Below are 17,327 nucleotides of genomic sequence, written 5' to 3'. Positions count from 1 at the left end.
CGGCTGGTCCTGACTATAGCAGGGGGTTGCTGGGGGGCGTCCCCTGCAGCAGTTGCGCCAGTCGGGCCAGCCCTTCGCCGACCCGGGCGTCGGTGGCGGGTTGGCTCAAACTCAGGCGCACCCCTTGCGGGGCGGCAAACTGTCCGGCGGCGAAGTGTTCCCCGCTCGCCACGCCGACGTCAAGGGCATCGGCGGCAGCGGCAAACTGCTGGCTGCGCCAGGGCTCCGGCAGCGGCAGCCAGGCATGCATGCTGCCCGGCTGCCAGCGGGCGGTCGGCAGCAGGTGGCGCAGCAGTTCGCCACGGCGTTTGAGGATCTCCCGCTGCTGCGCGATGAGCGGCATGATCTGGCGCTGAGTGACCATTTTGCAGGCCAGCTCGATCAATAGCGGACTCACCATCCAGCTCGACAGCCGCATGGTCTGGGCGAAGGCGCTGCGCAGGGCGGGGGGCGTCAGCACGAAGCCGACCCGCAAGCCGCCGCAGGCGATCTTGGCCAGACTGCCCAGATAGATGACCCGCTCCGGTGCCAGATTGACCAGCGGCTGCGGGTGGGGCTCCGGCAGCAGGCCGTTGACGTCATCCTCGATGATCAGCAGATCGTGGCGACGGGCGATGGCAACGATGGCCTCCCGCCGCGCCAGACTCATGATGGCGGTAGTGGGGTTTTGCAGGGTCGGGGTGAGGTAGAGCAGCTTGGCCCGGCGGGTGCGGCAGGCGGCGTCCAGCGCCTCGGGCTGCAGCCCCTCTTCGTCCATCGCCAGTCCCACCACCTGATTTTTCAGCTGGCGGGCGTTGCCCAGCATGCCGGGGTAGCTCAGCCCCTCGCACAGGATGGTCTCCCCCACGCAACTGGTCGCCAGCAGCGCCAGCATGATGCCGTGCTGGGCGCCGTGGCTGAACAGCAGGCGATCCTCACTGCAGGCCACCCCTTGCTCCGTCAGCCAGTCGACGAACTGCTGGCGCTGATCCGGCCGTCCCGCCTCCTTGTCGTAGCCGAGCAGGGCGTTGAGATCCCCGTCCGCCACTTCCCCCAGCATGGGGCGGATGATCGCCGCCCGATCCAGCTGCACCGGCAGGTTTTGCCACAGCTCGATGCGATGCCCCTCCTCCTGGCGGATCACCCACTCACTTGCGGGATCCGTGTTCGCCCCGTTGACCCCGCGCGCCTTGACCCAGGTGCCGTGCCCCACCCGGGCGGCCAGCAGACCACGCCGCTCCGCCTCGCCGTAGGCGCGGGTGACTGTGCCGACGGTGACACCCAGGCGATCCGCCAGGGCGCGGTGGGTGGGCAATCGGGTCTGCGGGGGCAGCTCGCCGCTCGCGATCCCCTGTTCGATCGCCTTGACCAGCTTGAGGTAGAGGGGGCCATCGAAGGCCGCCAGGTCGGGGGTCCAGATTGTCATGGTGACAATAAATCCATTGATCCAAATTTGTTCCCAATATAGCGTGAATTTCAGCCTATTCACAACCAAATAGCACACATTGTATCGATACAATGTGGCGAGTAAGGAGTCACAATATGACGATGGAGTGGTATGTCACCCTGTTCGGTTTTGCCGTGCTCACCTGCGGTACGCCGGGGCCCAACAACCTGATGCTGACGGCCTCCGGCGCCAACTTCGGGGTGCGCCGCACCCTGCCACATCTGCTCGGGGTGGGGGTGGGGCAGCCGGTGTTGCAGCTGGTACTGGCCTTGGGGCTCTATCCCCTGTTCGAGCGCTGGCCCTTGCTGCGGCTCGGTTTGCAGATCTTCGGCAGCCTCTATCTGTTGTGGTTGGCCTGGCGTATCGCGGTGGCCGGTGCCCCCGGGGATCCGGCCCGACGTGCCCGTCCGCTGACCATGCTGGAGGGGCTGGGCTTTCAGTTCCTGAACCCCAAGGCGTGGATGATGGGGATCTCCGCCATCAGTCTGTTCAGCCTGTCCGGCGCCAGTTACTGGCCGAGTCAGCTGGCGGTGATGACAGTGTTTGTGCTGGTGGCGCTGCCGGTCTGCTTTGTCTGGGTGCTGTTCGGCCATCAGCTGAGCAACTGGATCAGCTCGGATCGGGGCTGGCGGAGGCTCAACGGCTCCCTCGGCCTGCTGACGGCGCTCTGCGTGGTGATGCTCTGGTATTGAGCCGCGTAGCGCTGATGGGCGAGGGGCCGAGAAAGAGGCATTTCTGACTTGTCGCCACGGGGTTGGCTCTGCATATTAGAAGGCTTTCCCCATAACGGGCGCGTTGTATCGACAAGAGGTTGAGATGGATCTGAACTGGTTACTGCCCCTGGCGGGGTTTGCCCTGGTTACCTGCGGCACGCCGGGGCCCAACAATATGCTGCTCACCAGTGCCGGGGCGGCGCAGGGTTTTCGCCGCACGATTCCCCTGCTGGTGGGGGTGGTGGGGGGGATCAATCTGATGATCCTCGCCACCGCGCTGGGGCTTGGTGTGGTGTTCGAGAAGGTGCCGCTGCTGCACGATGGCCTCAAGCTCATCGGCTCGGCGTATCTGCTCTGGCTGGCGTGGAAGGTGGCGACCGCCAGCGGCCCGGCCGAGGGCAACCGGCCGCTCATTCCCGCCCATCAGGGGGCCATGCTGCAACTGCTCAACCCCAAGGCGTGGATGATGGCGCTCTCCGCCATCAGCGGTTTCACCCTGGCGGGGGAGGCTTACTGGCCCTCCGCGCTCTGGGTGCTGGTGATCTTCTTCATTACCGGCCTCTACACCGGGGCGTTCTGGGTGCTTTTTGGTGCCCAGGTGCGGCAAATCATTCGCACCGCCCGGGGCTGGCGGCGTTTCAATCTCGGCATGGGGCTGGCGACGGCGGCCTGTGTCGGGATGATCTGGATTTAGCCCGGGTTGACCCGGGCCTTTACCGGCTGTCTTGTTGGCCCTGCGGGGCCTTTTTTATCTCGCCTGCGTGACCTTGCCTGCAAGGTGGCGTGGTACGGCCCTCTCTTGGGATGAAAGGAGTTCCTATGAAATGTATCGGTCTGCTGGGTGGCATGAGCTGGGAGTCCACCGTCAGTTACTATCAGGCACTCAACCGCGGGGTGCGGGCGCAGCTCGGCGGTTTGCACTCGGCGCGGGTGCTGCTCAACAGCGTCGACTTTGCCGCTATCGAGCGGTTGCAGCATGCCGGTGACTGGCCCGCCACCGCCCGCCTGCTGGCGGCGGAGGCGCGCAAGTTGCAGGATGGTGGCGCCGATTTCTTGCTGATCGGCACCAACACTATGCACAAGGTCGCCCCCGAGATTGAGGCGGCCATCGATATCCCGCTGCTCCATATCGCCGATGCCACCGCGGCCAAATTGCAAGCTGACGGGGTAACCCGGGTCGGCCTGCTCGGCACCCGCTTCACCATGGAGCAGGATTTCTACAAGGGGCGCCTGCAGGAGAAGTTCGGGCTGGAGGTACTGGTGCCCGGCGAGGCGCAGCGGGAGCGGGTGCACCGCATCATCTATGACGAGTTGTGCCTTGGCGACATTCGCGATGCATCGCGGGCCGAGTATCTGGCCATTATCGCGGGGCTGGCGGCCGCTGGTGCCGAGGCGGTGATCCTCGGCTGTACCGAGATAGCCCTGCTGGTGGGCGATGCCCGCGCGGCGGTGCCGCTCTACGACACCACCGCCATCCATGCGGAGGCGGCAGTCGCGCTGGCCTTGGCATCCGATTAATAAACTGGTCAGATCTCACTATTCTTGCTTGTCACATACCCCTTGCCATAAAAGCGTGTAAAATTGCGCCCTGAATTTTCCCCAGCCAACGCGGGTTGGCTGCGGTTCCCTAGCATGCAAGGCTGACATTGTGATTGAAGTAGATAGATTCGCGGATATTCGCCCCTACCGTGATGAAGAAGTGCCGGCAGCCATCGAACGGCTGATCCAGGATGATGAATTTATCGGCGCCATCGCCAAGTATCGTTTCGGTTCCCTGATGAACTGGTTTGGCTGGGCCATTCGCCCGCTGATCCGCCTGTTCCTGCGTCGCAAGTGGTCAAAGGTGACCACAGTGCATCAGGTCCAGATGGGGGTCACCCGCTATATGTCCCGCATGATCGCCACCTCCACCAAGGGGGTGACCTTCTCTGGGATTGAGCATCTGAAGAAAGAGCAGGGCTATCTGTTTGTCTCCAACCACAGGGACATCGCCATGGACCCGGCGTTCGTCAACTGGGGGCTGCACAGCCATGGCTTCGATACCGTGCGCATCGCCATCGGCGACAACCTGCTGCGCAAGCCCTGTGCCACCGAGCTGATGAAACTCAACAAGAGCTTTATCGTCAAACGCTCCGCCAAGGGGCCGCGGGAGATGATGAAGGTGCTGGGCGAACTGTCGGCCTATATCGGCAACTCGGTCCACGAAGGGCACTCCATCTGGATCGCCCAGAAGGAAGGGCGTGCCAAGAATGGCGATGACAAGACCGATCCCGCCATCCTCAAGATGTTCTACGTCGACGGCAAGAAGCAGAAGATCGACTTCGTTGACTACATGCGCAGCCTCAACATCGTGCCGGTCAGCATCAGCTATGAGCTGGATCCGACCGACAAGGCCAAGGCGCGCGAGCTCTACGAGAAGTCGGTCAACGGCTGCTACGAGAAGGGCGAGTTCGAGGATATCGAGAGTATCGTCGCCGGTATCGTCGGCCAGAAGGGGCGGGTACATGTCTCCTTCGGCGCCCCCATCACCGAAGGGTTCAGCGATCCGGACGAACTGGCCGCGCTGATCGACAAGGCGATCTGGAGCAGCTACCGCCTCTTCCCCAGCAACTATCTGGCGGCAGATGTCTCCGGCAAGGCCAATACCATCGAACAGGCCGCCTTCCTGACCCGTCAGTCAGAGGTGCCGGAAGAGCACAAGGCGATCTGGCGTGCGATGTACGCCAAACCGGTGGAAAACGCCGAAAAGGCTTGAATGAAGCCGGTTGTTAAACGGTTTTGCGAAAAAAACGGGCGCTGATGCGCCCGTTTTTGCGTCTGGTCAAAGTCGAGGATGAAAGGGTGGTGAATAATATGGTTTCAGCTGGTACGATCACCATGAAAATGGGATTATGCCTCTTGGCAAGGTGCGTACCAGTGTGTAACAGTGCCCCCATAGCAGAACATGAGCAAACGCTCTAAACCGCTTTGCACGGATTGCAGACGGCATTATTGAAGGACCTGTCACAGGTCCTTTTTCATTGGCTGGCAAAGATGCCGCCCAGATATACCTAACAGGAAACAGACGCCATGATCACCGGTAGCCTGAACACCCTGCAGCGTACGCCGCTGCCCGCCCCGTTGGCCCGTATCATAGCCGAGGTGGTGAAGAGCGTGGCTCACTGGGGTGACGCACCGCTCGGCAAGACCGAGATCGATGGCCTGAACCTGTTCTGTCTGGTGAGCGAGGATCTGACCGAGCCAGCCGCGGATCGCCGTGGCGAATTCCATCAGCAGTATCTCGATATCCAGTTGCTGCTGCGCGGTGAAGAGTGGATTGGTGTGGGCCCCCACGACTACGTGAGCGACGGCGCCGACCATCCCCATCCCGATCTCTGGTTTGTCGATGATGAGCAGACCAGCTATCTGGCACTGCAACCGGGGGATTTCGCCATCTTCTGGCCGGGCGAACTGCACCGTCCGCTCTGCACCTTCAACCAGCCCGCCAGGGTGAAGAAGCTGGTGGTCAAGGTGCACCGGGATCTGCTGGCCAGCTGCTAAGCGCTATCCTTGGGTGTCAGAGACCCGATCACGGCCGGGCCGCTTGCCCCGTCATGCATTGAAACGAGTGCCACGCACCCTTGAATGCGTTGAGACCCGCAAGAATTGAAACCAGTGATGCGCACCCTGGATGCGTGTTTACTGTGAAAACCAAGAATTGAAACGAGTGCCACGCACCAGTGATGCGTTGAAACTCGCAAGAATTGAAAAATTGGGCGCACCCTCCTGCGACCATAAGCCCCCGGCAGGGGAATCCCATCCTCTTTTGGATGACACGACACTGTCGGCATAAAGCCGAAGCACAGGAAGATGTAGAACATGAGCAAGTTGGTATTGATCCTTAACTGCGGTAGCTCTTCCCTGAAATTTGCCGTAATGGACGCCGAAACAGGTGAGGACATGCTGTCCGGCCTGGCCGAATGCTTCAATCTGGATGATGCACGTATCAAATGGAAACTCCACGGGGTCAAGGGCGAAGCCATGCTGGGAGCGGGTGCCGCTCACCAGGAGGCCCTCGACCATATCGTGGGTCACATCCTGCCGCAGGATCCGACTCTTGCAGAGCAACTGGTAGCCATCGGTCACCGTATCGTACACGGTGGCGAGCAGTTCTCCCGCTCCGTGCGCATTGATGACGGCGTGATCGCCGGTATCGAAGCCGCCATTCCGTTCGCTCCGCTGCACAACCCGGCGCACCTGATCGGTATTCGTGCCGCGCTGAAAGTGTTCCCGCAGCTGTCCGAGAAGAACGTGGCCGTGTTCGACACCGCGTTCCACCAGACCCTGCCGCAAGAGGCCTACCTCTATGCGCTGCCGCACAAGCTCTACCGCGAACACGGTATCCGTCGTTACGGTGCCCACGGTACTTCTCACCGCTACATCGCGGAAGAAGCGGCAAAAGAGCTGGGCAAGCCGTTGAATGAACTGAACATCATCAACTGCCACCTGGGTAACGGTGCCTCTGTCTGCGCCATCAAGAACGGCGAATCCGTTGACACCTCCATGGGTCTGACTCCGCTGGAAGGTCTGGCGATGGGTACCCGCTCCGGTGATATCGATCCGGCCGTGGTGTTCTTCATGCACGACCAGCTCGGTTACAGCGTGGAGCAGATCAACCATACCCTGACCCGTGAATCCGGTCTGCTGGGGCTGACCGAAGCGAGCAGCGACTGCCGCTATGTCACCACCAACTACGCCACCGACGCCGGTGCCAAGCGTGCGCTGGATGTCTTCACCTACCGTGTGGCCAAGTATGTCGGTGCCTATGCCGCTGCGATGGACGGTCGTCTGGACGCCATTGTCTTCACCGGCGGTATCGGTGAGAACGCCGCCATGGTGCGCGAGATGGTGCTGGCACGTCTGGCCCTGTTCGGCTTCAAGGTGGACAAAGAGGCCAACAACGCCGCGGTACTGGGTGGCGAAGGCCGCATCACCACCGCCGACAGCCGTTGCGCCATGGTGATCCCGACCAACGAAGAGCTGGTCATCGCCCGCGATGCCCTGAGCCTGGTCTGCTAAGTCAGCCTCGCTTTGAAACAACGCCCGGCCTGTGCCGGGCGTTGTCGTTTCTGGCGCTCGCCGATTTGACATGGGGGAGGGGGGCGGTACCCTGACCACCACTGTTTTTGCAGCCAGTGGGCTGCCCGGTTCGGGAGAGAGCAATGAAAGAGGCGTTTTTTAACTGGTTGTCGGGCCTGGGGGTGGAAGTGACCAACCTGATGGCGCTGGTGATCGCGCTGGGCTTTATCGTCATCACCTCGCTGCTGCTGCACATGGCGCTGCACCGGGTGCTGCTGGTCCGGCTGGTGGGGATCCTCGGCAAGGCCAAGCAGGTTTGGCTGCCGCCCCAACTGCAACAGCGCCTCTTCAACCGGCTGGCCTTCGTGTTGCAGGGGGCCGTGCTGCTCGGTCAGGCAGAGATCTGGCTGCCCCGTCAATCGGATAGCCTCAAGCTTATCGAGATGGTGGCCCAGCTCTGGATTTTGCTGTTCCTGCTGCTGGCCTTCTTCGCCCTGCTCGACTGCCTGTTGTCGGTGAGCCGCTACACCCGGCTGGGCCGGGATTTGCCCCTGCGTGGCATCTTCCAGGGGGCCAAGCTGGTAGGCAGCATTCTGGTGGGCATCCTGATGATCGCCCTGCTGCTCGGCAAGTCGCCGCTGTTCCTGTTCAGCGGTCTGGGGGCCATGACCGCAGTGCTGATGCTGGTGTTCAAGGATCCTATCCTCGGGCTGGTGGCGGGGATCCAGCTCTCCGCCAACCGGATGCTGAGCGTCGGTGACTGGCTGCAGATGGACAAATACGGCGCCGATGGTGAGGTGACCGACATCGGGCTTACCACGGTCAAGGTGTCGAACTGGGACAAGACCATTACCACCATTCCCACCTATGCCCTGATCTCCGACTCTTTCAAGAACTGGCAGGGGATGACCGAATCAGGCGGCCGCCGCATCAAGCGCAGCGTCAACATCGACATGACCAGCGTGCGCTTTCTGACGGCCGAGGAGCAGTTGCAGCTCAAGCAGGCGCAACTGCTGGCACCCTATCTGAGCCGCAAGGAGCAGGAGTTGAGTGCCTACAACCAGCAGCTGAGCGATGCCCTGAGCTGCCCCATCAACGGCCGTCACCTCACCAACCTCGGCACCTTGCGCGCCTATCTGGATGCTTATCTTCGTGCCCATTCCGGCATTCGCAAGGACATGACCCTGATGGTGCGCCAGCTGGCGCCCACGTCAGATGGACTGCCGCTGGAAATTTACTGCTTTACCGCGACCACCGCATGGGCCGATTACGAAGGGATCCAGGCCGATATTTTCGACCATATCTTCGCCATCATTGAGCAATTTCATCTGCGGTTGCATCAATCTCCCACAGGTTACGACATGCGTGGCTGGCAACGGGGATAAACAGGGAAACCGGGCGGGTCGGGGACGCGGAAAAATCCGCATATTAATCATCGACCCGTCGCCACTTGTCAGTTGAAATTTGCCGTGCAGAGGAGAAAAATGGCGGCCTTCTCTTCGCGCCCCTGATCCCGCTTGATCAGCTGCCAGCCCAGAGACGTCACTTCAAGTCATCATCATGGGAAAGTTATGAAGCTCCTTCGCAATAGTGTGGCAACACTCTGCTACAGCCTGCTGCTGACCGCTGCGCCGGTTTTCGCTGTTGAATATGCTCTGCCTGCGGCCAACAGCCGTCTGGTAGGGGAAAATCTGGAATACGTGGTCCCGGCCGAAGAGAACGGCCAGCCGCTGGAGGCCATTGCGGCGAAATTCCAGCTGGGGCTCACCAACATGACTGAAGCCAACCCCGATGCGGATCCCCTGCTGGTGCAGACCGGCGAGAAGCTGGTGATTCCCCAACAGCTGATCCTGCCGGATGCACCGCGAGAAGGGGTGGTGCTCAACGTGGCCGAGATGCGCCTCTACTACTACCCCAAGGGTAAAAAAGTGGTGGAAGTGCTGCCCATCGGCATCGGCCAGCTTGGCACCGACACCCCGGAAAACTGGGTGACCAGCGTGCAGCGCAAGAAAGCGGGCCCGACCTGGACCCCGACCGCCAAGATGCATGCCGAATATGCCGCCCGTGGCGAGAGCCTGCCTGCGGTATGGCCAGCTGGCCCGGACAACCCCATGGGTCTGTTCGCCCTCTACATCGGCAAGATGTACGCCATCCATGGCACCAACGCCAACTTCGGCATCGGCCTGCGGGTGAGCCACGGCTGTGTGCGTCTGCGTAACGAAGATATCGAGTACCTGTTCAAGCAGGTGCCGGTCGGTACCCGCGTCCAGTTCGTCAACCAGCCGATCAAGGCCTCTCTCGAACCGAACGGCGTCCGCTATCTGGAAGTGCACCAGCCGCTGTCGCGCAGCGAGGAGGAGTTCAACTCCAAGCTGCCGGCACCGCTGCCGATGACTCCGGCGGTGACCCGCTTCATCGCTCACGCCGACAGCGACTCCCAGCGGGTGAAGCAGGCGCTGGAGCAGCGTAACGGCATGCCGATGGCGATCAACCGCTAAGGACCGATCCCCGTCATGACAAAGGGCGAACAGCATGCTGTTCGCCCTTTTTGTTTCTGCTGCGCTGACTCAGCGTCGCAGCAGATTTGCCTGCAGCTCGCTGCCGAGCTGATCGAGCAGCTGGTAGCGCGCCTTGTAGCTGGCCCGCTTGCGGGAGGGGATCTCCTCCAGCGTCTTGCGGGGCACCTCCAGCGGCAGGCTCATCCAGAGGTCATCCTGCACGCAGCCCTGATGATCCTGCCACAGGCCGTCGAGGTCGAACTTGACCCGATCGGCGGTGCGCTTGCTGCTCTGATAGACGTGGCTTTGGGTGCGGATCCCGAGCAGGGTGTTGCACGCCAACCCCCGGGCCAGTTCGGCGGCCATATAGACCAGCAGGGACATGGGGCGCAGCCCGCCGCACGCCTTGGTGACCTGCTTGATCTCCTCGCTCTGCCCCTTGCCGCCCTGCAGCGAGCAGATCTCGAGGGTCGGATTCGGTGCGGGGCGCAGATTGAGGGCCATGTAATAGAGCGCCACGTCACCCAGCTTGAGGGTCAGGCTCATCTCCCCCTCTTTGCCCATGTGGGTCTGGTAATCCAGTTGCAGGGTCAGCGGTGCCGTCAGCTTGTCGCTCTGCCACTGGGCCAGCAACAGGCCGTGCCCGCTGTAGATTGCCAGTTGTTGCGCCTTCGGCAGCTGACGTGCCAGCTGCTGGTAGTGGCCGCTGATAAGCCCGGCTCGCAGGCGCTTGCTGAGCCCCTTGTGGCGATAGGGGTGGATCGGCTTTTCCAGAATATCGGGGAAGCGGCTGATCGCCTGTGCCAGCAGCGGCTGCTCCTGCTGCTGGCGATAGAGGGCGCGGGCGCCGGGATTGAGCCAGAGACGCCCCACATACTTGGCCCGTCTGATGAGATGACCCGACTCTTCCACCGGGTGAAGGTAGCGGGCGAGGGTGCGCAGGTGTGACAGATGAGATGACATGGTGCCGACCTCTGGCTGGTGTGATGAGACTGGGCGGGGAGTGTAGGAGCGGGGCGCAGGCTTGTAAAAAATGGATAGTAACAAAATGTGAAAACAGAACGCTCAATAGCTGCCAGCGCGGCGATATGGACAACATAGTCACGGCAGGAAATCTGGCGCCATCCTCTTGATGCGGCAGATGATTTGATGCGCAAAGGTTTTTATTGTGTTTTGTGTTTGTTAAAAGTGGTTGAGCTGGCGCGAACGGCTGATTAAGCTAGGCCGGTTTTTTAGGGATGAGCCCGTCACCAGAGCGGGCAGAAAATGACACAAAACGGAGTTTTGCATGACAGCTAGCACACCCATGTTAATCACCTTCCTGGTGTATATCCTCGGAATGGTGTTGATCGGCTTCGTTGCCTATCGCGCCACCCGCAACTTTGATGACTACATTCTGGGCGGCCGCCGGATGGGGAGCTGGGTTACCGCCCTCTCCGCCGGCGCCTCCGACATGAGCGGCTGGCTGCTGATGGGCCTGCCCGGCGCCGTCTTCGTCAGCGGCATCTCCGAGAGCTGGATCGCCATCGGTCTGGTCATCGGCGCCTACCTCAACTGGCGCTGGGTAGCGGGCCGCCTGCGGGTACATACCGAGAAGAACCGCAACGCCCTGACCCTGCCGGACTACTTCACCTACCGCTTTGAAGATCACAGCAAGGTGCTGCGCATCCTCTCGGCGCTGGTGATCCTGCTGTTCTTCACCATCTATTGCGCCTCCGGCGTGGTGGCCGGTGCCCGTCTGTTCGAGAGCACCTTCGGCATGGATTACAATACCGCCCTCTGGGTCGGTGCCGCAGCCACCATCACCTACACCTTCTTCGGCGGCTTCCTCGCGGTGAGCTGGACCGACACGGTGCAGGCGACCCTGATGATCTTCGCCCTGATCCTGACCCCGATCTTCGTCATCATCGCCGTCGGCGGGGTGGACAGCGCCATGATCGAAGTGGCCGCCAAGAGCGCCACCAACCTCGACATGTTCAAGAATCTCGATGTGATCGCCATTGTCTCGCTGATGGCCTGGGGCCTGGGCTACTTCGGTCAGCCCCACATTCTGGCCCGCTTCATGGCGGCGGATTCCCACCACTCCATGGCCAATGCCCGCCGTATCAGCATGACCTGGATGGTGTTCTGCCTCGCTGGCGCGGTGGCCATCGGCTTCTTCGGGCTGGCCTACTTTGCCCGCTTCCCGGAAGTGGCAGCTGGGGTGACCGGCAACCCGGAGCGGGTCTTTATCGAGCTCTCCAAGATCCTGTTCAACCCCTGGATCGCCGGTGTGCTGCTCTCCGCCATTCTGGCGGCGGTGATGAGCACTCTAAGTTGTCAATTACTGGTCTGCTCCAGCGCCATTACCGAGGATCTCTACAAGCCCTTCCTGCGCAAGAGCGCCTCCCAGCGTGAGCTGGTGTGGGTGGGTCGCCTGATGGTGCTGCTGATCGCGGTGATTGCCATCGCCGTCGCCATGAATCCGGAGAACCGGGTGCTGGGGCTGGTGAGTTACGCCTGGGCCGGTTTCGGTGCCGCCTTCGGCCCTGTGGTGCTGCTCTCGGTGCTGTGGCCGCGAATGACCCGCAACGGCGCGCTGGCTGGCATGCTGGTCGGTGCCATCACCGTCATCGTCTGGAAGCAGTTCGGCTGGCTGGGACTGTATGAAATCATCCCGGGCTTCCTGTTCGCACTGCTGGCCATCGTGGTGGGCAGCCTGCTGGGCGAAGCGCCCTCAAAAGCGATGCTGGAGCGTTTCCGCGATGCCGAGGAGGAGTACAACACTCCGGCCGAGAGCGCGGGAGAGCCAGTCGCGGTGAACTGATCCCCCCGATCGCTTTCTGATTGAGAGCCCCGCCCCCGGATAAGGAGCGCCCTGGTTGGCCATCCTTGCACCGGTTTGGCGGGGCTTTGTGCTATCTGATTCACTCTTGGGCACTTTTTTATGTTCGGCCGTGGGCTCGACGGTGCTCGCTTTCTTTTGTCTTGGCACCGAATATGGGACACTAGGCCGCCTGAAGGAGACCCAGTGCATGCGCCTATTCACCCTGATCCTGATCCTCCTGCTGGGGGGACTGCAATATGACCTCTGGCTGGGGAAGAACGGGCTATCCGATTACCAGAACCTGTCGGAGGCCATCTCGCAGCAACAGCGGGACAACCAGACTCTCAAGGATCGTAACGACCTCATCTACCGCGAGATAGATGATCTCACCTCTGGCCTCGAGGCCATCGAGGAGCTGTCGCGCAACGATCTGGGTTACATCAAGCAGGGGGAGACCTTCTACCGGATCATCCCCAAAGAGAAAGACAAAGAGACAGTGCCGGACGATGCGCCCTACGATGACTGATGCCAGCCGGGTATCCGGCCTGACGGCGATCGTCCCTGCCGCCGGTATCGGCAGCCGGATGGGGGCCGATTGCCCCAAGCAGTACCTGCAACTGGCGGGTAAAACCATTCTCGAACATACCCTGGAGCGGCTGCTCTCACACCCGGCCATCGCCCAGGTGATCGTGGCGCTGGCGCCCCATGACCGCTGGTTCGAGGCCCTGCCCGTGGCGGCCGACCCGCGCATTGTGCGGGTTGAGGGAGGCGCCGAGCGCGCCTTTTCCGTCCTCAATGGCCTTCATGTGGCGCAAGGGGAGTGGGTACTGGTGCACGATGCGGCCCGCCCCTGTCTGACCCACGGCGATCTCGATGCGCTGATTGCTGCGGCCATGGGCTGCGGCGGCGCCATTCTCGGCAGCCGGGTGCGCGATACCATGAAACGCTCTGATGGCGAGGGCAATATCATCGCCACCGTCGAGCGCGAGCAGCTCTGGCATGCCCTGACGCCGCAGATGTTCCCGACCCTTGCCCTGAAACGGGCACTGGAGGAGGGGCTGCTGCTGGGCGCCATCATCACCGACGAGGCCTCCGCCATGGAGCGGGCCGGATTCGCGGTGCGGATGGTGGAAGGGCGCGCCGACAATATCAAAGTGACCCGGCCGGAAGACTTGTCGCTGGCGGGGCTGTTTTTAAGCCAGCAGGCATAAGCCCCTCAGTCAGAACAGACCGTTCAGAGCAGAGTGTCTCGAACAAACAGGCCCGAACAAGGAGTTAGCATGATCCGGATTGGACATGGTGTGGACGTACACAAAATTGATGGGGTTGGTTTCAGCATGTTGGGAGGTTGCCGCTGATGATGCGCATTGGTCATGGTTTTGATGTCCATAAATTTGGCGGGGTTGGCCCCTGCATGCTGGGTGGCGTGCCGGTTCCCTACGAGCAGGGGCTGGTTGCCCACTCCGACGGAGACGTGGTGCTGCACGCGGTGAGCGATGCCCTGCTGGGCGCCATCGGTGCCGGTGACATCGGTCGCCACTTCCCCGATACCGCTGCCGAGTTCAAGGGGATCGACAGTCGCATCCTGCTGCGGGATGTGTTTGCCCGGGTACAGCAAGCGGGTTATGCCATCGGCAACCTGGATGTGACTATCATCGCCCAGGCCCCCAAAATGGCCCCCCATATCGACGCCATGTGCGCCGTGCTGGCCGCCGATCTGCAATGTGATTTGAACCGGGTGAACGTCAAGGCGACCACCACCGAACAGCTTGGGTTTACGGGGCGCAAGGAAGGGATCGCCACCGAAGCCGTCGTCCTACTGGTGAAACAATAATGCTGGAACAACTTGCCTATCTGCACGGGGCACCCACTGCCCGCGGTATCCTCAAGGCCGAGGCCGCCGATTTCGTGGTCAATGAAGATCTCGGGTTTGAGCCCTGTGGTGAGGGTGAGCACATCTTCGTCCGGGTGCGCAAAACCGGCGAGAACACCGCCTGGGTGGCGGGTCTGCTGGCCGATGCGGCCGGGGTCAACCGCAATGCGGTGACCTGGGCGGGCCTGAAGGATCGCCACGCGGTGACCGAGCAGTGGTTCGGCATTCACCTGCCGGGCAAGGCGGAACCGGATTTGTCGGTCATCGAGAGCGACAGCATCCAGATCCTGCAAGCCAAGCGTCACAACCGCAAATTGCGGGTCGGCTACCTCAAGGGCAACCACTTCACCCTGCGTCTCACCGGTCTGGAACAGGCCGACGGGCTGGAAGCGCGCCTGCAGGCCATCGCCGGGCAGGGCGTACCCAATTACTATGGTGAGCAGCGTTTTGGCCGCGATGGCAACAACCTGGAAGCGGCCAAGGCGATGTTTGCCGGCAAGCGGATCAAGGATCGCAACAAGCGCTCCCTCTACCTCTCTGCCGCCCGCAGCATGCTGTTCAACGCCATCGTCAGCGCCCGCATCGAGCAGGGGCTGGCCCACCAGCTGCTGGCCGGTGACTGCGTGATGCTCAAGGGCAGCCACTCCATCTTCAGTGAAGAGGTGCTGACCCCCGAGTTGGAAGCGCGTCTTGCCTCCGGCGACGTGCAGCTCACCGCCCCCCAGTGGGGTCGTGGCCGTCTGGCCAGTCAGGGGGCTGCTGCCGAGTTTGAACAGGCGGTACTGGCCCCTTACGCCGAGTGGTGTGATGGGCTGGAGAAAGCAGGGCTGGATCAGGATCGCCGTCCGCTGCTGCTCAAGCCGGAGCAGATGAGCTGGCAGCTGGATGGCGGGGTACTGACCCTCTCCTTCTTCTTGCCTGCGGGGGCGTTTGCTACCAGCGTGGTGCGCGAGTTAATGCTGGCCGAAGAGGCCGATCATGGTTTCAGGAATCAGACCGATGCGAATTCTGGTCAGTAATGATGATGGTGTGCATGCCGAGGGCATTCGAGCCCTCAGCGAGGCGCTGCGCGCCTGCGGCGAGGTCATTGTGGTGGCGCCGGATCGCAATCGCAGCGGCGCGAGTCACTCCCTGACGCTGGAAGTACCGCTGCGGGTCACCCGTATCAGCGAAACCGGTTACTATGCGGTGAAGGGCACGCCGACCGACTGCGTGCATCTGGCGGTCAATGAGCTGGTACGCCCTGAACCCGACATGGTAGTGGCCGGTATTAACCACGGCGCCAACCTGGGGGATGATGTCATCTACTCGGGGACGGTCGCCGCGGCCACCGAGGGGCGCCATCTTGGCTACCCCTCCATCGCCATTTCGCTGGTGGGCAAGACCCACTTCGCCACGGCGGCCCACTATGCGGCCCTGCTGGTGAAGGGGCTGATGAAACACCCCCTGCCTGCCGATCAGATCCTCAACGTCAACGTGCCGGACTTGCCCCTCGAGCAGATCAAGGGGATCAAGACCACCCGCCTTGGCAATCGCCACCGGGCGGAGTCGGTGATCTGCACCGAAGATCCCCGTGGCCAGCCCATCTACTGGATTGGCCCGCCTGGCAGTCAGCAGGATGCCGGTGACGGTACCGATTTTGCTGCCATCGAGCAGGGCTATGTCTCGATTACCCCCCTGACCATCGATATGACTGCCTATGACAGTCTCGCCGGTCTGGGGGCCTGGTTAGATCTGCAGGGATGAGGGTGGTGTGATAGTACAGCGCCTGTTAAATCAGCTCATTGCGCAGGATATTCGCGATTTTCGCGTGCTGGCGACCATCGCGAAAGTGCCGCGCCAGCTGTTCGTGGACGAGGCCATGGCGCACAAGGCGTGGGACAACACCGCCCTGCCCATTGGCCACGGCCAGACCATTTCGCAGCCCTATATGGTGGCGCGAATGACCGAGTTGCTGATGCAAAATGATCCGGCCCACGTGCTGGAGATTGGCACTGGCTCCGGTTACCAGACGGCGATCCTCGCCCATCTGGTGGAGCATGTTTATACCGTTGAGCGGATCAAGTCGCTGCAGTTCCAGGCCCGGCGCCGACTGCGCCAGCTCGATCTGCACAATGTCTCGGCCAAGCACGGCAACGGCTGGCTGGGGTGGCCCAACAAGGGGCCTTATGACGCCATTCTGGTGACTGCCGCGGCGAGCGAAATCCCCACGGCACTGACCGATCAGCTGGCCGAAGGGGGTCGACTGGTGTTGCCGGTGGGTGACAGCCAGCAGACCCTGCAGCTGATCGAACGATCCGGCTCCCAGCTGACCAGCCGTATTCTGGAGCCGGTACGTTTTGTTCCCCTGATTGACGGAGATGTTGAGTGAAGTTGTTTTCCCGTTTGTACGTACTGGTGATGCAGTGGGCCCGCCACAAGCATGCCCCCTGGTATCTCTCCATCACCGCCTTTATCGAGTCGGTGTTCTGGCCGATCCCGGTGGACGTGATGCTGGCGCCAATGGCGCTCGCCAAGCCGCACAAGGCGTGGCACTACGCCGGGTTGGCAACCCTCTTCTCGGTGCTGGGTGCCCTGTTCGGTTACGCCCTTGGCTATGCCCTGTGGGATCCGGTGGTGCTGCCGCTGGTGGAGTCTGTGGGCTATCAGGACAAGATCGGGATCGCCCGCCACTGGTTTGAGCAGTGGGGGATCTGGGTCATTTTCATTGCCAGCTTCACCCCCATCCCCTACAAGGTGTTTACCGTGACGGCAGGGTTGTTGCAAATGGCTCTGCTGCCCTTCATCATCACCTCCCTCATCGGTCGTGGCATGCGCTTTTTCCTGGTGGCGGGCCTGATGCGCTGGGGGGGCGAGAAGATGGAACGCAAACTGATGCACTACGTGGATGTGCTCGGTTGGCTCTGTATTGGTCTGGCCGTTGTGGCCTATTTCTGGTTTAGTCGTTAAGGAT

General features: G+C 61.8%; 18 protein-coding genes. 16 read left to right on the top strand and 2 right to left on the bottom strand.

Annotated elements, in window-relative coordinates:
* Window positions 1-13: 13 nt before the first annotated feature.
* Complete coding sequence (locus tag I6G90_RS12145) at window positions 14-1,405, bottom strand: aminotransferase-like domain-containing protein (protein ID WP_197927683.1); 1,392 nt, start codon at window positions 1,403-1,405, stop codon at window positions 14-16.
* Window positions 1,406-1,521: 116 nt separating this feature from the next.
* Between I6G90_RS12145 and I6G90_RS12140 the strand changes: the two genes are divergently transcribed.
* From I6G90_RS12140 to I6G90_RS12105, 8 genes are all read left to right on the top strand, one after another.
* Window positions 1,522-2,118, top strand: coding sequence for a LysE family translocator (locus I6G90_RS12140; RefSeq protein ID WP_058052491.1), 597 nt, complete (start codon window positions 1,522-1,524; stop codon window positions 2,116-2,118).
* A gap of 124 nt (window positions 2,119-2,242) precedes the next feature.
* Window positions 2,243-2,833, top strand: coding sequence for a LysE family translocator (locus I6G90_RS12135; RefSeq protein ID WP_005335534.1), 591 nt, complete (start codon window positions 2,243-2,245; stop codon window positions 2,831-2,833).
* A 125-nt stretch (window positions 2,834-2,958) separates the two neighbouring features.
* Window positions 2,959-3,657 (top strand): aspartate/glutamate racemase family protein, encoded by a 699-nt coding sequence (locus I6G90_RS12130; protein WP_042059117.1) that lies wholly within the window; start codon window positions 2,959-2,961, stop codon window positions 3,655-3,657.
* 130 nt (window positions 3,658-3,787) lie between these two features.
* Entirely contained in the window at window positions 3,788-4,894 is a 1,107-nt protein-coding gene (locus tag I6G90_RS12125) for a 1-acyl-sn-glycerol-3-phosphate acyltransferase (RefSeq protein ID WP_197927682.1), read from the top strand.
* Between the two features lie 314 nt (window positions 4,895-5,208).
* On the top strand, window positions 5,209-5,679 hold the full coding sequence (locus I6G90_RS12120) for a YhcH/YjgK/YiaL family protein (RefSeq protein ID WP_197927681.1): 471 nt from the start codon (window positions 5,209-5,211) through the stop codon (window positions 5,677-5,679).
* Window positions 5,680-5,997: 318 nt separating this feature from the next.
* Window positions 5,998-7,197: an acetate kinase gene (locus tag I6G90_RS12115; RefSeq protein WP_042059110.1), complete on the top strand. Its 1,200-nt coding sequence runs from the start codon at window positions 5,998-6,000 to the stop codon at window positions 7,195-7,197.
* A 143-nt stretch (window positions 7,198-7,340) separates the two neighbouring features.
* Window positions 7,341-8,582, top strand: a complete 1,242-nt coding sequence (locus tag I6G90_RS12110) for a mechanosensitive ion channel family protein (RefSeq protein ID WP_197927680.1) — start codon at window positions 7,341-7,343, stop codon at window positions 8,580-8,582.
* Window positions 8,583-8,768: 186 nt separating this feature from the next.
* A complete protein-coding gene (locus I6G90_RS12105; RefSeq protein WP_197927679.1) occupies window positions 8,769-9,695 on the top strand; it encodes a L,D-transpeptidase family protein in 927 nt (308 codons plus the stop codon).
* 69 nt (window positions 9,696-9,764) lie between these two features.
* Here I6G90_RS12105 and I6G90_RS12100 read toward each other — a convergent pair whose 3' ends face one another.
* Window positions 9,765-10,658 (bottom strand): VirK/YbjX family protein, encoded by an 894-nt coding sequence (locus I6G90_RS12100; RefSeq protein WP_197927678.1) that lies wholly within the window; start codon window positions 10,656-10,658, stop codon window positions 9,765-9,767.
* A gap of 325 nt (window positions 10,659-10,983) precedes the next feature.
* Between I6G90_RS12100 and putP the strand changes: the two genes are divergently transcribed.
* The 8 genes from putP (at window position 10,984) to I6G90_RS12060 (ending at window position 17,323) form a co-directional block, all read left to right on the top strand.
* The gene (gene putP, locus I6G90_RS12095; RefSeq protein ID WP_197927677.1) at window positions 10,984-12,501 is read left to right on the top strand and encodes a sodium/proline symporter PutP; all 1,518 of its coding nucleotides are present in this window, start codon (window positions 10,984-10,986) and stop codon (window positions 12,499-12,501) included.
* 208 nt (window positions 12,502-12,709) lie between these two features.
* Window positions 12,710-13,027 carry a cell division protein FtsB gene (gene ftsB / locus I6G90_RS12090; RefSeq protein WP_058053304.1) on the top strand — a complete coding sequence of 106 codons (318 nt, stop codon included), beginning with the start codon at window positions 12,710-12,712 and terminating at the stop codon, window positions 13,025-13,027.
* Complete coding sequence (ispD, locus tag I6G90_RS12085; RefSeq protein ID WP_197927676.1) at window positions 13,020-13,712, top strand: 2-C-methyl-D-erythritol 4-phosphate cytidylyltransferase; 693 nt, start codon at window positions 13,020-13,022, stop codon at window positions 13,710-13,712. The genes ftsB and ispD overlap by 8 nt, the downstream gene beginning before the upstream one ends.
* 146 nt (window positions 13,713-13,858) lie before the next feature.
* Entirely contained in the window at window positions 13,859-14,335 is a 477-nt protein-coding gene (ispF, locus tag I6G90_RS12080; RefSeq protein WP_040097825.1) for a 2-C-methyl-D-erythritol 2,4-cyclodiphosphate synthase, read from the top strand.
* Window positions 14,335-15,393, top strand: coding sequence for a tRNA pseudouridine(13) synthase TruD (gene truD / locus I6G90_RS12075; RefSeq protein ID WP_197927675.1), 1,059 nt, complete (start codon window positions 14,335-14,337; stop codon window positions 15,391-15,393). Before ispF ends, truD begins: the two co-directional genes overlap by 1 nt.
* Window positions 15,374-16,120 (top strand): 5'/3'-nucleotidase SurE, encoded by a 747-nt coding sequence (gene surE / locus I6G90_RS12070; RefSeq protein WP_042656468.1) that lies wholly within the window; start codon window positions 15,374-15,376, stop codon window positions 16,118-16,120. Before truD ends, surE begins: the two co-directional genes overlap by 20 nt.
* A gap of 7 nt (window positions 16,121-16,127) precedes the next feature.
* Complete coding sequence (locus I6G90_RS12065) at window positions 16,128-16,745, top strand: protein-L-isoaspartate(D-aspartate) O-methyltransferase (RefSeq protein WP_033138377.1); 618 nt, start codon at window positions 16,128-16,130, stop codon at window positions 16,743-16,745.
* Entirely contained in the window at window positions 16,742-17,323 is a 582-nt protein-coding gene (locus tag I6G90_RS12060; protein WP_042656469.1) for a YqaA family protein, read from the top strand. The genes I6G90_RS12065 and I6G90_RS12060 overlap by 4 nt, the downstream gene beginning before the upstream one ends.
* The last annotated feature ends 4 nt before the right edge of the window (window positions 17,324-17,327 follow it).

This window comes from Aeromonas allosaccharophila, assembly GCF_016026615.1.
GTDB classification, from domain to species: domain Bacteria; phylum Pseudomonadota; class Gammaproteobacteria; order Enterobacterales; family Aeromonadaceae; genus Aeromonas; species Aeromonas allosaccharophila.
Note: the sequence above shows the minus strand (reverse complement) of the source record. Positions and strands in the feature narration are given on the sequence as shown.